This is a genomic window from Chryseobacterium sp. StRB126 (genome assembly GCF_000829375.1).
Classification (GTDB): Bacteria; Bacteroidota; Bacteroidia; order Flavobacteriales; family Weeksellaceae; genus Chryseobacterium.
On the sequence record NZ_AP014624.1, the window covers coordinates 1 to 14743 of the forward strand.

At 36.8% G+C, this 14743-nt stretch carries 11 protein-coding genes; 1 reads left to right on the forward strand and 10 read right to left on the reverse strand.

The features are described 5' to 3' along the window. Positions 1 to 660: 660 nt before the first annotated feature. The 3 genes from cysS to folE all read right to left on the reverse strand — a co-directional run bounded on the left by cysS (position 661) and on the right by folE (position 3351). On the reverse strand, positions 661 to 2127 hold the full coding sequence (cysS, locus tag CHSO_RS00005) for a cysteine--tRNA ligase (RefSeq protein WP_045490955.1): 1467 nt from the start codon (positions 2125 to 2127) through the stop codon (positions 661 to 663). 123 nt (positions 2128 to 2250) lie between these two features. Next, on the reverse strand, positions 2251 to 2682 hold the full coding sequence (locus CHSO_RS00010; protein ID WP_045490959.1) for a DinB family protein: 432 nt from the start codon (positions 2680 to 2682) through the stop codon (positions 2251 to 2253). 3 nt (positions 2683 to 2685) lie between these two features. Next, on the reverse strand, positions 2686 to 3351 hold the full coding sequence (folE, locus tag CHSO_RS00015) for a GTP cyclohydrolase I FolE (protein WP_045490962.1): 666 nt from the start codon (positions 3349 to 3351) through the stop codon (positions 2686 to 2688). 187 nt (positions 3352 to 3538) lie between these two features. Between folE and CHSO_RS00020 the strand changes: the two genes are divergently transcribed. Then, positions 3539 to 4690: a hypothetical protein gene (locus tag CHSO_RS00020; RefSeq protein WP_045490965.1), complete on the forward strand. Its 1152-nt coding sequence runs from the start codon at positions 3539 to 3541 to the stop codon at positions 4688 to 4690. Positions 4691 to 4966: 276 nt separating this feature from the next. Here CHSO_RS00020 and metF read toward each other — a convergent pair whose 3' ends face one another. From metF to CHSO_RS00055, 7 genes are all read right to left on the reverse strand, one after another. Continuing rightward, complete coding sequence (metF, locus tag CHSO_RS00025; protein WP_045490974.1) at positions 4967 to 5926, reverse strand: methylenetetrahydrofolate reductase [NAD(P)H]; 960 nt, start codon at positions 5924 to 5926, stop codon at positions 4967 to 4969. 7 nt (positions 5927 to 5933) lie between these two features. After that, a complete protein-coding gene (gene metH, locus CHSO_RS00030) occupies positions 5934 to 8594 on the reverse strand; it encodes a methionine synthase (RefSeq protein ID WP_052480446.1) in 2661 nt (886 codons plus the stop codon). A gap of 1 nt (position 8595) precedes the next feature. After that, on the reverse strand, positions 8596 to 9690 hold the full coding sequence (locus CHSO_RS00035; RefSeq protein WP_232509128.1) for a fatty acid desaturase family protein: 1095 nt from the start codon (positions 9688 to 9690) through the stop codon (positions 8596 to 8598). 81 nt (positions 9691 to 9771) lie between these two features. Beyond that, positions 9772 to 10782, reverse strand: coding sequence for a homocysteine S-methyltransferase family protein (locus tag CHSO_RS00040; protein ID WP_045490977.1), 1011 nt, complete (start codon positions 10780 to 10782; stop codon positions 9772 to 9774). Between the two features lie 92 nt (positions 10783 to 10874). Further along, positions 10875 to 12035 carry an O-succinylhomoserine sulfhydrylase gene (locus tag CHSO_RS00045; protein ID WP_045490980.1) on the reverse strand — a complete coding sequence of 387 codons (1161 nt, stop codon included), beginning with the start codon at positions 12033 to 12035 and terminating at the stop codon, positions 10875 to 10877. A gap of 193 nt (positions 12036 to 12228) precedes the next feature. Beyond that, positions 12229 to 13767 (reverse strand): ACT domain-containing protein, encoded by a 1539-nt coding sequence (locus CHSO_RS00050; protein WP_045490983.1) that lies wholly within the window; start codon positions 13765 to 13767, stop codon positions 12229 to 12231. A 4-nt stretch (positions 13768 to 13771) separates the two neighbouring features. Further along, the gene (locus tag CHSO_RS00055; RefSeq protein ID WP_045490986.1) at positions 13772 to 14710 is read right to left on the reverse strand and encodes an alpha/beta fold hydrolase; all 939 of its coding nucleotides are present in this window, start codon (positions 14708 to 14710) and stop codon (positions 13772 to 13774) included. Between the last annotated feature and the right edge of the window lie 33 nt (positions 14711 to 14743).

Genomic DNA, 14743 nt, shown 5'->3' on the forward strand with positions numbered 1-14743 from the left:
TTATAGGTAAGTGTTTTTTAATTTTCCCACAGATGGCACAGATTGGCACAGAGGACTGGAAATAATTGGATAACCACCCCGTCAAAAATTCTTTGAATTTTTGACACCCCTCCAAAGGATGGGAATGATGGATGCCTTTCCTTATAGATAATAGGTTAAAGTATTAATTAATGCCACCCTATTACCTATTACCTATTACCTATTACCTATTACCTATTACCTATTACCTATTACCTATTACCTATTACCTATTACTCATCATTTATAATATATGTCCCCTACCCTAGCCCCGATAGAAACGGTTACCCCGCAGCAAGAGTTGGAAAGTTGAAGGGGTGAGCATTGGGATGCTTTGGAGCGAGGAGTATGAGTAGATAGCGGGATAAAGCTCCTGATGAAGTTTGAGAGTTCGAGGGTTTGAGGGTTTGAGAGTTTGAGAGTTTGAGAGTTTGAGAGTTTGGGGCTAAAAAAGATTGAAAGAAGGTAAAGAAACGGCAAGGAGACATATAAAAGAGAAAAGATGAAGAATAAAGAATATATAGAGGAAACTAAAGAATACCTATTTGAATAAGGTTCCTCGAAAGCGGATAAAAAAATTCCGTAAGAAATCCTAAGTGATAGGACTCTTACGGAATGATTGTAAAACCGAAGTTTATATTTTTAGTTCAGAACGTAGGATGTTCCGTCTCTTCCGTCTTTTAATTCGATGCCTTCAGCAAGCAGTTTGTCTCTGATTTGATCTGAAAGTTCAAAGTTTTTGGATTTTCTGGCCTGATTTCTAAGTTCGATTAAAACTTTTAGGGTCTGATCGAGTTTCTCGTTATTGTTCTCCTCTACAGTCTGCAATCCAAGAACATCAAAGATAAAAGCATTCAATGTTGACTTTAAATCTTCAAGATCTGCTGTTGAAATCGTTTCTTTGCCGTCATTTAAAGCGAAAATATATTTTACGGCTTCAAATAAATGAGCGATCAGAATCGGAGAGTTGAAATCATCTGTTAATGCATCATAACATTTGTTCTTCCATTCTGTAAGGCTGAATTCTGACTGTTTGCTGTCATCAGGAGTAATGGAATTCAATACTTTCACAGCTTCCATCAATCTGATAAATCCTTTTTCACTAGCAATCATAGCATCATTAGAAATGTCTAAAACACTTCTGTAATGTGCCTGCAGGAAGCAGAAACGTACAATTGACGGGTGGAAAGATTTTTCAAAGAAGTCATTATCTCCTGTTACCAACTGCATTGGAAGGATATAGTTCCCTGTAGACTTACTCATACGCTGGGAATTCATCGTCAACATATTGGCATGCATCCAGTAATTTACCGGTGCGGCTCCATTGCAAGCTTTTCCTTGAGCAATTTCGCATTCGTGGTGAGGGAATTTCAAGTCCATTCCTCCTCCGTGAATATCGAAAGTTTCACCTAAATATTTAGTACTCATTGCAGTACATTCAAGGTGCCATCCCGGAAAACCTTCTCCCCAAGGAGAGTTCCATCTCATGATGTGAGCGGGAGATGCTTTTTTCCAAAGGGCAAAATCCTGTGGATTCTTCTTCTCGCCTTGCCCATCAAGATCACGGGTATTTGCAAAAAGCTCTTCTATATTACGTTTTGAAAGTTCACCGTAGTTCAGCCCTCTTTTATTGTATTCCAATACATCAAAGTATACGGAACCATTACTTTCGTACGCAAAACCTGTATCTATTAGTTTTTGAGTAAGCTCAATCTGTTCTACAATATGTCCTGTAGCTGTGGGTTCGATATTTGGTGGAAGCAGATTAAACATCTCAAGAACTTTATGGAAATCAACGGTGTACTTTTGTACAATTTCCATAGGTTCCAGCTTTTCTAATCTGGTTTGTTTAACGAACCTGTCGTTATTTACATCACCATCATCAGTAAGGTGACCGGCATCCGTAATGTTTCTTACATATCTTACTTTATAACCTAAATGCATTAGGGTACGGTAGATAAAATCGAAAGAAAGGAAAGTTCTTACATTTCCCAAGTGCACATTGCTGTACACTGTAGGTCCGCAGACATACATTCCTACATTTCCTTCTAAGATGGGTTTGAATATTTCTTTTTCCGCTGTAAGCGAGTTGTATATTTTTAGTTGCATTTATTTTTTATTAAAAGATTCAATAGTTTTAAGATTCAAAAATTAGTTAAAATAAAAATCTGTCACAACAAATAATTGTTGTGATAAAGATTTTATGGGAAACTTTTTTAAACTTTATCATTATTAAATCGCTTTTAAATGATGCTGCAAATGATCTACATAATCCTTAATGATAAACTCTAAAGTAAACCTCTGAGGTTCTGTTTTAGTAGTATCACAAGTTCTTTGCAGTGCTTCATCGGGAATATTTTCTACCACATGAACAATCTGCTCATTCAATGCTTTCCAAAGATTAATTAATTCGGAAGTTGGAACATTCTGATAGTTCTGGGCTTTCACCCAAATGTTCTGATCGTATACGATATTCTCGTTCTCTTTATATTGAGTGACTACAAATCTACGGATATTTGTAAAAGCACTGTCACAAAGGTGGCCAATAATTTCTTTTTTGGACCATTTTTCCGGACTGGCTTTATATTCCCAGTCTTCCGCAGAGAATGTCTGAAACCTCTGAACTTCGGCATCTACAATATTTTTAAGGATCTGATAGTTCATTGATTAATCTAGTTTTGCATGGCTTCCCACATAATGTAAGAATTCCTGTCTTGTAATAGGGTTTGTTCTGAAGATTCCGCTTAATTCTGCCGTAATGGTAGAACTTGCTGTATCTTTAATTCCTCTACAGTTTACACAAAGGTGTTTTGCATCAATGATACATGCTACATTTTTTGTTCCTAAAGCTTCCTTCAGAGCTTCTACAATCTGCATTGTCAGTCTTTCCTGAACCTGTGGTCTTTTTGCATAGTAATCCACAATTCTGTTAATTTTTGAAAGACCAATTACTTCTCCGTTTGAGATATAAGCAACGTGTGCTCTTCCTATAATCGGTAAAAAGTGGTGTTCACAAAAAGAGTATACAGTGATATCTTTTTCCACCAACATCTGACGGTATTTATATTTATTGGAAAATGTAGAGATACCCGGTTTATTTTCCGGAAGAAGTCCCCCGAAAATCTCATTCACATACATTTTGGCAACACGCTTTGGTGAGTCTTTCAGGGAATCATCAGTCATATCCAGTCCTAATGTTTCCATAATCTCTCCAAAAAGCTCAGTAATTTTTTCAATTTTTTCCTGTGGCGATTTATCAAAAGCATCTTCCCTTATAGGCGTATGTTCTTTTCCAGTGAAAATATCATCGTCGTTATCAGTAAAATCAACCATTTTTATTTAATTTGCAGCAAAAATACGGATAATATTGTTTCCTCTATTTTTTCCGAAAAGTTTTTATTTATTTTTTGGATTGACGGGAACCTCTATGATTTCTATGGTCATTGAATACTTTTAAATCATGGAGATTTCATCTTGGTGAAATCATTATCTTTTATAACCTACTCTGATTAAAAACTATATGATTATTGTCGAAGAAATACAAAACAAAGATCACAAAAGGGAATTTCTGGAATTTCCGGCACAACTTTATCAACACGACAAAAATTATATTCGCCCTTTAGATAAGCATATTGAGGAGATTTTTGATCCTGAAAAAAATAAGTTCTTCAAGAGTGGAGAATGTAAAAGGTTTCTATTTAAAAAAGAGGATAAGACGGTTGGAAAAGTAGCTGTTTTTATCAACAATTGTTATGAACAGAAGCAGCCTACCGGTGGTTTTGGATTTTTCGACTGTATCAATCATCAGGAAACGGCTAATTTCATTTTTGACCATTGTAAAAATTGGCTTCAGGAAAGAGGGATGGAAGCCATGGATGGGCCTATCAATTTCGGAGAACGGGATAAGTTCTGGGGACTTTTGATTGAGGGTTTCATTGAACCACTGTATGGAATGAACTATAATTTCCCTTACTATAAAGATCTTTTTGAAAATTATGGGCTGAAGGTCTATTTTGAACAGCTTTGTTTTACCAGACCGGTATTTGCTGAAGTTTCGCGTATTTTCACCATTGCTCACGAGAAAAACAGAAGGAATCCGGCAATTTCTGCTCAACCTATGAAAAAGAATAACCTTCCTAAGTTTGCTAAAGACTTTACAGAGGTTTATAATAAGGCATGGGCTGGTCATGGAGAGGGAAAGCAACTGGAAGAAGCCAAGGTACTGAAAATGTTCAATACCATGAAACCTATTATGAATGAACATATCTCATGGTTTGTATATGAGAATGATCAACCTATTGCCATGTGGATCAATCTTCCGGACCTCAACCAGTGGTTTAAATACCTCAACGGAAAATTTGGGGTTTTTGAAAAGCTTAAGTTCTTGTTTTTAAAACGATTTAAGAAAAATGAAAAAATGGTTGGTCTTGTTTTCGGTGTTGTTCCGGAATGGCAGAGGAAAGGGATTGACGGCTATATGATCTGGGAAGGTACTCAACATTTGAGAAAACATACAGATTTTACGATTACGGAACTTCAGTGGATTGGTGATTTTAATCCAAAGATGATTAAGATTGCGGAAACTCTTGATACTACTGTAACCAGGAAACTTGCAACTTACCGATATCTGTTTGATCAGAATAAGGAGTTTGAGAGACATCCAATTCTTTAGTTAGGAAGATGAAAGGTGTTGATATTTTTGATTACCTAAAGATTCAGTTTGCTTTTTTCTGGAAGCTGTGTATTATTTGACGCAAAGTTTTTATTAGCTTGCTGTTGTAGTTTTGAGGGGGCAAAGATGGAATCAATGGCATTGATTCTTTCTAAGCGGGTGGGTAGCCTACGGCTTTTTTATCCTAGTTTTATCTTTAATAAAAAATTCTGTACAGATTATTAAAATAAAAACCCTGCCGATTAAGACAGGGTTCCTTCATTTTTGGTACTTTTATTAGAATAGCTCACCGGCTACTTTTTTGATATTATCACTTTTTCCCATTGAGTAAAAGTGTAGAACAGGAACTCCGAAATCCAGCAATTCTTTGCATTGGGCAATGGCCCACTCTATTCCGATCTGCTTAACAGCTTCATTATTTTTTGCATTCTCTACTTCATTGATCAACTCTTCCGGAAGGTCTATTTTAAATACCTGCGGCAGAATTTTCAAATGCTTTTTGGTGGCGATTGGCTTAATTCCCGGAATGATTGGAACGGTAATTCCCATCTCTCTTGCTTTCTGAACGAATTCAATATACTTTTTATTGTCAAAAAACATTTGGGTTACGATATAATCTGCTCCGGCATCTACTTTTTGCTTCAGCCATTTCAAGTCATAATTCATCGAAGGGGCCTCCATATGCTTTTCAGGATATCCAGCTACTCCGATGCAGAATTTATTGAGTTCATCACAAATCTGTTCTTCATTGTGAAGGTATTTCCCTCTTCCCAGGTTGTTAATCTGGTTCACAAGATCCATAGCACTCGCATGGCCACCCTGAGTGGGTTCAAAATATTGATGCCCTTTCATTGCATCTCCTCTTAATGCCATCACATTATCAATACCTAGGTACATACAGTCTACCAAAAGATATTCTGTTTCTTCTTTGGTAAAACCTCCACATAATAGGTGTGGAACGGTATCCACATTATATTTATGCTGAATGGCTGCACAAATTCCCAATGTTCCGGGACGCATTCTTGTGATACGACGCTCCATCAATCCATTTCCTTTATCCAGATAGATATATTCTTCTCTTGACGTGGTAACATCAATGAATGGTGGCTTGAATTCCATTAACGGATCTATGTTCGTGTACAGATCTTCAATACCAATCCCCTTTTGTGGCGGAACCACTTCTAAGGAGAATAAAGTTTTTCCATTTGCGTTTTTAATGTGTTCTGTTATCTTCATATCAATTTTAATCTGCTAAATTCGGTGACAACCATTTTCTAGCTTCCTGGATGCTACAACTTCTTCTGTCTGCATAATCCTTAAGCTGGTCTTCTGTAATTTTTCCTAATCCGAAATACTTGGCATGCGGGCTTCCGAAATAATATCCTGAAACGGCTGCAGTCGGGAACATGGCTAAGCTTTCTGTAAGGTATACTCCTATATTTTCTTTTACTTTTAAAAGATCCCAAATGGTACTCTTCTCCAAATGGTCCGGGCAAGCCGGATATCCTGGTGCAGGACGGATTCCTTTATATTTTTCTGCAATTAATTCTTCATTGCTTAATTCTTCCTGAACGGCATAGCCCCAATATTCTGTTCTTACTTTTTTATGTAAAAATTCGGCATAAGCTTCTGCAAAACGATCTGCCAGGGCTTTTACCATGATGGCATTGTAATCATCATTGGCTTTTTCATATTCTTCTGCCAATTCATCAGTTCCGAAACCTGTAGTCACACAGAAAACGCCCATATAATCAGTTTTCCCTGTACTTTGTGGAGCGATAAAATCACTTAATGCCAGATAATCTTTTCCTTTTGATCTTTGAGCCTGCTGTCTAAGGGTTAAAAACTTAGCCTGTTCGTTATTGTTTTCATCAAAAATCAGAATATCATCAGTTTCATTGGAGTTAGCTTTGAAGATTCCGAAGATGGCTTTTGCTGTTAACAGCTTTTCATCCAGAATTCTATTTAAAATAACCTGAGCATCTTTGAACAATTCCTTCGCCTGTACTCCCACCACCTCATCTTCTAAGATATTTGGGTATTTCCCGTGAAGATCCCAGCTTCTGAAGAATGGAGACCAGTCGATGAAAGGTAATAATTCTCTCAAATCCTGATTTTCAACTACGGTTATCCCTAAATTGTTCGGTGAGAAAATATCTTCGTTTTCCCAATCTATTTTGAACTTATTTTCTCTTGCTTCTTCAATGGAAACATAATCTTTATCCACCTGTCTGTTCAGAAACTTTTCTCTAAAATCTGAGTAGTCGTTTTTCAAATCGGAAACATATTCTTTATTTCTGTCTCCTAATAATGAGCTCACCACGTTTACGGCTCTTGAAGCATCATTAACGTGAACCACTGCATTTTTATATTTTAAATCGATTTTTACTGCGGTATGTGCTTTCGAAGTGGTTGCACCACCAATTAATAAAGGAAAATCAAGATTTTGTCTTTCTAATTCTGAAGCGATATACACCATCTCGTCCAGACTTGGTGTAATCAATCCGCTTAATCCGATCACATCTACTTTTTCTGCGATGGCAGTCTGAATGATCTTTTCAGCCGGAACCATTACTCCAAGATCTACAATCTCATAGTTATTACAACCCAACACTACACTTACAATGTTCTTTCCAATATCGTGAACATCTCCTTTTACGGTTGCCATAAGGATTTTTCCATTAGCTGGCCTTGATCCGTCTTTTTCAGCTTCAATATATGGTTGTAAGTAAGCAACAGCTTTTTTCATTACCCTTGCTGATTTTACCACCTGTGGCAGGAACATTTTTCCGCTTCCGAATAAATCTCCTACTACTCCCATTCCCGTCATGAGATTAATTTCTATGACATGAAGTGGTCTTTCTGCCAATAGTCTTGCTTCTTCTACATCTTCTTCAATAAAACGGTCAATTCCTTTTACCAGAGCATAGGTAATTCTTTCCTGTAATGGATTGTTTCTCCATTCCAGATCTTCAGTCTTTTCTTTTTTGACTGATTTATGTTTTTCGGAATAATCAAGAAGTCTTTCTGTAGCATCTTCTCTCTTATCAAGGATCACGTCTTCTACAAGCTCCAGCAATTCTTTATTGATCTCATCATAAACTTCCAGCATGGCAGGGTTTACAATACCGATGTTCATTCCCGCCTGAATGGCATGATAGAGGAATACAGAGTGCATAGCTTCTCTTACCGTGTCATTTCCACGGAACGAGAAGGAGACGTTACTTACTCCTCCACTTACGGATGCATAAGGCAGATTCTGTCTTACCCAGCGTGTAGCTTCAATAAAATCGATGGCATTTTTTCTGTGTTCATCCATTCCTGTAGCTACGGGGAAGATATTTAAGTCGAAAATGATGTCTTCTGCCGGAAATCCAATTTGGTTTACCAGAATGTCGTAAGATCGTTTTGAAATTTCAATTCTTCGTTCAAGATTGTCTGCCTGCCCTACCTCATCAAAAGCCATTACAATAACTGCAGCTCCATACCTTTTGATGGCTTTGGCGTGTTTGATAAATTCTTCTTCGCCTTCTTTTAAACTGATGGAATTTACTACACATTTTCCTTGTGCTACCTGAAGACCTGCTTCCAGAATTTCCCATTTGGAAGAGTCTACCATGATCGGAATTCTTGCAATATCCGGTTCTGATGCAATAAGGTTCAGAAATTTAATCATTGATGCTTTTCCATCAATCAAACCATCATCAAAGTTTACATCCAGAATCTGGGCACCTCCTTCTACCTGATGGCGGGCAATATCTAACGCTTCAGAAAATTTCTCTTCTTTGATGAGTCTTAAAAACTTTTTGGAACCGGCAACATTCGTCCTTTCACCAACGTTGATGAAATTACTTTCCGGTGTTATGATAAGAGGCTCAAGGCCTGATAATCTTAAATATTTCATTTTATTCTTCTAAAATATAGTAGGCATTATTTGCATTCTGCCTTAATAAATCCCTATGCTTGCCTAAAGCAGTGAACAATGGAAATCTTTTGTAGGCCAAACCATGTTCTTTAGCAAATTCTTCTATCTCTTCCGTGATCTCATTGTAATACATATAACTGTAATTGGGAAAAAGGTGATGAGCCACATGGAAATTAAAATTCCCTAGTACATTTCTTACCAACCAGTTATTTTCTTCTAAATCATTGGTCACTTCCAATTGATGACGAAGCCAGCTGAACGGAAGCCCGTTATCTTTATTCAATCTTGGAAAAGCATTATCAGGAAGCGGATGCAGAGGCAATAAAACAAACAGTGCGAAAATGCTTGCTGCGATCATCTGTAAGAACCAAGCTCCTAAAGCTAAACCGATTGATACTTTAAAGAACAACATAGGAATCACAATCTGATAAAAAAAGTAAAACAGTTTATAACTCACCATTTTTACTTTCTCCACAACAGGTATTCTTCCCTGAGTTTTCAAAATCACTCTTTCCTTATCAAAGAAGTCTCTGAAATCTCTTATGAACATCCAGTTGAACAAATACAACGGATATACTAAAAAGAAAAACCTATGCTGATACTTCTGTACTCCTTTTGCCTTAATCCAAGGCACTATTAACAGCAAACCACTCTGTTCAATATCGGTATCCCAACCATCCACATTTGGATAAGCATGATGACTTGCGATATGTCTTTTCTTCCAGATATAGGAATTGGCTCCTATGAAATCAAAAATGTGCAACACCACTCCATTAAGTTTTTTACTTTTAAAGATGTTGTTATGGGCTGCTTCATGGATCAGGTTTAAATAAATTAAAACCAAAGAAATTCCCATCAAAACAAAACTCAGAATATAAACCCAATGTTTTTCAGCATTAAAGACCGCGAAAAAATATAAACCTACATAGATCAAGGGGAGAATTACCGCTTTAATCTTAATATAAACATCCCTGTTTTCAGAAATAGCTTCTACCCGTTGGTTTACTTTCTTTCTCAGCTCATTAAACAGCTTGACATCATCTGAATCTTTTAAGTAAATCGGCTTTTCCATCATAATTAAATTTTGAAACCTACTTAAAGATAATGTTTATAACCGAGTCTTTATTCTTGATTTTAATTAAAAAAATCTATCAAATCACACAAATTCTCTCAATTTTCTTGGCTGATATTTTTCTACCAGCTCAGCAATGGCCTTGATATGTTCCGGAGTAGTACCGCAACATCCTCCGATAATATTAATCAATCCTTTTTCCACATATTCTTTGATCTGTCTGGCCATATCTTCCGGTGTCTCATCGTATTTTCCAAAGGCATTTGGTAACCCTGCATTCGGATATGCTGAAATATAAAATTCTGAATTATGGGCCAGTGTTTCCAGATAGGGTGTCAACTGATCAGCTCCTAATGCGCAGTTAAAACCAACGCTTAATAAATTCAGATGAGAAACAGAGATCAAAAAGGCTTCTGCTGTCTGTCCACTCAATGTTCTTCCTGATGCATCGGTAATGGTTCCTGAAACCATGATCGGAATTTTTATTCCTCTTTCATCCTGAAGCTCATCAATAGCAAAAAGAGCTGCTTTAGCATTCAGGGTATCAAAGATGGTTTCTACCAGTAGAATATCTGAACCTCCGTCTAATAAAGCTTCACATTGCTGTTTGTAAGCGACTCTCAGTTCTTCAAAAGTAATGGCCCTGTACCCAGGATCATTCACATCAGGGCTTAAACTTGCTGTTCTGTTGGTTGGTCCAATAGATCCGGCTACGAATCTCGGTTTATCCGGATTTTTTGCAGTGTATTCATCACAGGCTTTTCTGGCAATTTTTGCAGACTCATAGTTCAACTCATACACCAATTCTTCCATATGGTAATCTGCCATTGCAATGGTAGTTCCGGAGAATGTATTGGTTTCAATAATATCAGCACCTGCTTCCAGATATTTCTTATGTACTTCTTCAATAGCCTGAGGCTGCGTAAGGGAAAGCAGGTCATTATTCCCTTTTACCGGATGTTCCCAGTCTTTGAAACGCTCGCCACGGTAGTCTTCTTCTTCGAACTTGTAGCGTTGAAGCATGGTTCCCATAGCACCGTCCAGCACTAGGATACGTTCTTTGAGGGCTTTGTTTAGTAATTCTATATTTGTCATCTCTTTTTATAGTTGTTGAGTGAGACTGATAGGAGTTGATAGGACTTCGTTCTATCTTGGGTTAAATCGCCCCGTTGGGGCTCACTTTGTGATTAATCTAAGGCTTGTTTTAAATCTGCGATGATGTCGTCTACGTTTTCTAAACCTACTGAACAGCGAACTAATCCTGCCGTAATTCCTACTTCGTTTCTTTCTTCGTCTGACAGTTTAGAATGGGTGGTAGATGCCGGATGGGTAACAATCGTTCTTGTATCACCTAAGTTTGCAGAAAGTGAACACATTTGGATCTTATCTAAGAAGCTTCTTCCGCCTTCTATTCCACCTTTTATTTCAAAAGCAACAATGTTTCCACCAAGTTTCATCTGTTTTTTGGCCACTTCATAGCTTGGATGGGATTTCAGGAATGGATATTTTACCAGTTCTACATTAGGATGACTTTCTAAAAACTCTGCTACCTTCAATGCATTTTCACAGTGCTTTTCAACACGGATTGCCAATGTTTCAAGGCTTTTTGACAATACCCATGCATTAAATGGAGACAAAGCAGGTCCTGTATTTCTTGCAAAAAGATAGATTTCTCTGATTAGGTCTGCTTTTCCTACTGCGATTCCGCCTAATACTCTTCCCTGTCCGTCAATCAATTTCGTTGCTGAATGTACAACAACATCTGCACCATATTTAATTGGCTGTTGAAGATAAGGTGTTGCAAAACAGTTATCTACAATAAATATTAAGTTATGTTTCTTTGCAATCTGACCGAAAAACTCAAGATCCAGAATTTCAATTGCCGGATTGGTAGGCGTTTCCAGGTATAAGATCTTTGTATTGGGTTGAATATACTTTTCAACATTCTCTGCATCTTCTGCCTTGAAGTAAGTCGTTTCAATATTCCATTTCGGGAAATATTTTGTGAATAAAGTGTGTGTAGATCCGAAAACCGACTGACAGCTTACAATATGATCTCCTGCACTTAATAAAGCAGCAAATGTAGAGTAGATGGCTGCCATTCCTGTTGCAAAGGCATATCCTGCTTCTGCACCTTCCATTTTAGCGATCTTTTCAGTAAATTCAGTTACATTCGGGTTGGAGAAACGGCTGTACAGGTTTTTAGGTTTTTCTTCAGCAAAGCTTGCCCTCATATCTTCAGCATCCTGAAAAATAAAACTGGAGGTAAGATATAATGGTGTGGAATGCTCATCAAACTGAGATCTTTCAGTCTGGGTTCTTATTGCTGATGTTTCGAAATTTTCCATATAGTTTTAATTGATGTACAATGTATCTTTATGATGCTTGTTCCAATGTTTAATCACGGTGTATTTGTTTTAAAATGGGTACATTTTTATAAATGCGATGTGATTATGTTTGATAGAATTTTATTCTATCCTTGGCTAAATCATCCCTTCGGGATTGATATCATTTGATACATTGTTGATTTATTTTGTACGATTATTTTGTTTCACTTAGTCTTAAAATATCACCGAATACTCCTCTTGCAGTTACCTGCGCTCCGGCTCCGGCTCCCATAATCACGATTGGATTTTCACCATAACTTTCTGTGTAGATCTCAAAGATGGAATCTGAACCTTTCAGTTGTCCTAGCGCAGAACTTCCCGGCACTGAAACCAATTTTACATCAAGCTGACCTTTTTCTTCCTGTAAGTTTCCGTGAAGATCTCCTACATAACGCAATACATGACCAGGCTCCTGATTCCCCTTAATCTTCTGATATTCTTCATCCAGTTCTTCTAATCTTGAAAGGAATTCTGATTTTGAAACTGATAATAAGTTTTCCGGAACCAGATTTTGAATGTTGATATCTTCAAATTCATTGATTAGATCTAATTCTCTTGCTAAAATCAATAGTTTTCTTGCTACATCATTTCCTGAAAGATCTTCTCTTGGGTCTGGTTCTGTGTATCCTTTTTCCAAAGCTTCATTCACAATTGTTGAAAATTTATCATCTCTCAAAGAGAAATTGTTGAAAACATAGCTTAATGTTCCTGAGAATACTCCTTTAATTCTTGTGATATTTTCTCCTGAAAGGTGTAATAGTTTGATGGTATCAATTAGCGGAAGACCAGCTCCTACATTGGTTTCATACAGATAACGTCTGTTGTTTTTACTCAACGTATATCTTAGTTTACGGTATTCTTCAATTGGAAGAGTGTTGAAAATTTTATTAGAAGAAACCAGATCGAATCCATTTTCTGCTAAGGCATGGTAGTTTTTCACAAAATCCTTGCTTGCTGTGTTATCTACGACAATCAGATTCTCCAATTGGTTTTCATTGGAAAAGTTAATTAGCTCCTCTACATTGGATGGCTGCTCTGCTGTTAGAACCTCATCAGACCAGTTGGTATCAAAACCTTTTTTATTGAATGCTATTTTCTTTGAATTGGCTACAGCAACAACTTTAAGATCTATTTTTTTACGTCTTTTAATTTCTTCCGAAGATTCTAAAACCTGCTCGATTAATGTTTTCCCCACATTTCCATGACCAATGATAGCCAGATGAACAGTCTTCGGCTTTTTGAAGATCTCAGATTCTATGATATTTTTTGTTTTTTCGTCCTGTGAAGAAGTAACTACGATGTTTACTCTGTTCTCACCGGCAACTTTGTTTAAAAGCAATGGAAAAACATTGTTTCTCGCCAACTCTGCAAAAACTTTATTGGAATCTTCTGCTACAAAACCAATAACAGAAACATTATTAATACTATATATTTGGGATACTTTTCCTGATTTTCTTTCTCCTTCAAATTCATCAATAAGGCAAGCTACTGCTTTTTCAGCATCATTTTCGTGAACCAAAATAGAAATTCCGTTTTCTATGGCTTGCTGAGAGATTACTCCAACACTGATACGCGCTAAAGTAAGCGCTTTAAAAATTCGTCCGTCAATTCCGATTTCTCCTAAGAAATCTTCTCCTTCAAATTTGACAATTGATCTGTTCTTTAAAAATTTTATTTCGTTAGCATTTTTCATGACTCTATAAAATGTTTTTTATGATATTATTTAATTGTTGATATTCCATTAGGAAGGCATCATGCCCGTGTATAGATTGGATCTCGTGATAAGAAACATTCTCCTTTTTCTTTTTCAGCTTTTCAAAACACATTCGGATTTCAGAAGCCGGGAAGAATAAATCTGTATCTACGGAGATCATGTGCATTCGTGCTTCTATGCGCTCCAGAGCTTTTTCTTCAGTATTTATATTCATCAGCAAATGATTCATCAGCTTGTAGGCTTGTAAACTAAACCTTTCGTTTAATGCATTACCGTGATAAACCAGCCAATCTTCCGATTCTAAGCGTTGTTTTTCCTGATTGTATTTATTTTGAAATCTGTTGTTAAGTGATTCCGGAGTTCTATAGCATAACATAGCATGAATTCTTGCTTTTTGTAATGGCTCATCTTTATCATTCAATAAAAATTTCTGAACCAGACATTGTGCATGAAGCCAATCGTGAGTTCTATAATCACAGGCAATGGGAATGAAAATTTCTGCAAGCTTGGGTTGTTTTGCTAACATTTCCCATGCAATTCCTCCTCCAAGGGAGCCTCCAATAATGGCGTATAGGTTTGTAATATGTAAAGCTTCTAATCCTTTCAGAAATATACTCGCAATCTCTGAAGGGGTGAAGTCTTCATAGTTTTCAATTAAAAAATGATCGTATCCGTTTCCGGGAATATTGAAACACAAAACCGTGTACTTATTGGTATCAACCACCTGATCTTCTCCCACTAATTGTTTCCACCAGCCTTTTTCACCAGATACGTTTGAATTTCCAGTAAGGGCATGATTGATTAAAATGATAGGGGCTGTAAACAGATCTTTCCCGAAAAGCTCATAGCTCAACGAGATACTGTATTCCTTTTGGGAATTGGTTTGATACGAAAGATTAATATAGTTTAGTTCTGTTTTCAATTCTATTAAATTTTAATACAATTGAAAATGCCA

What these genes read in the sequence shown, in the direction of transcription:
- cysS (WP_045490955.1), bottom strand. Translation starts at nt 2,127, where the DNA reads ATGCAACTAAAAATATACAACTCGCTTACAGCGGAAAAAGAAATATTC.
- CHSO_RS00010 (WP_045490959.1), bottom strand. Translation starts at nt 2,682, where the DNA reads ATGAACTATCAGATCCTTAAAAATATTGTAGATGCCGAAGTTCAGAGG.
- folE (WP_045490962.1), bottom strand. Translation starts at nt 3,351, where the DNA reads ATGGTTGATTTTACTGATAACGACGATGATATTTTCACTGGAAAAGAA.
- CHSO_RS00020 (WP_045490965.1), top strand. Translation starts at nt 3,539, where the DNA reads ATGATTATTGTCGAAGAAATACAAAACAAAGATCACAAAAGGGAATTT.
- metF (WP_045490974.1), bottom strand. Translation starts at nt 5,926, where the DNA reads ATGAAGATAACAGAACACATTAAAAACGCAAATGGAAAAACTTTATTC.
- metH (WP_052480446.1), bottom strand. Translation starts at nt 8,594, where the DNA reads ATGAAATATTTAAGATTATCAGGCCTTGAGCCTCTTATCATAACACCG.
- CHSO_RS00035 (WP_232509128.1), bottom strand. Translation starts at nt 9,690, where the DNA reads ATGATGGAAAAGCCGATTTACTTAAAAGATTCAGATGATGTCAAGCTG.
- CHSO_RS00040 (WP_045490977.1), bottom strand. Translation starts at nt 10,782, where the DNA reads ATGACAAATATAGAATTACTAAACAAAGCCCTCAAAGAACGTATCCTA.
- CHSO_RS00045 (WP_045490980.1), bottom strand. Translation starts at nt 12,035, where the DNA reads ATGGAAAATTTCGAAACATCAGCAATAAGAACCCAGACTGAAAGATCT.
- CHSO_RS00050 (WP_045490983.1), bottom strand. Translation starts at nt 13,767, where the DNA reads ATGAAAAATGCTAACGAAATAAAATTTTTAAAGAACAGATCAATTGTC.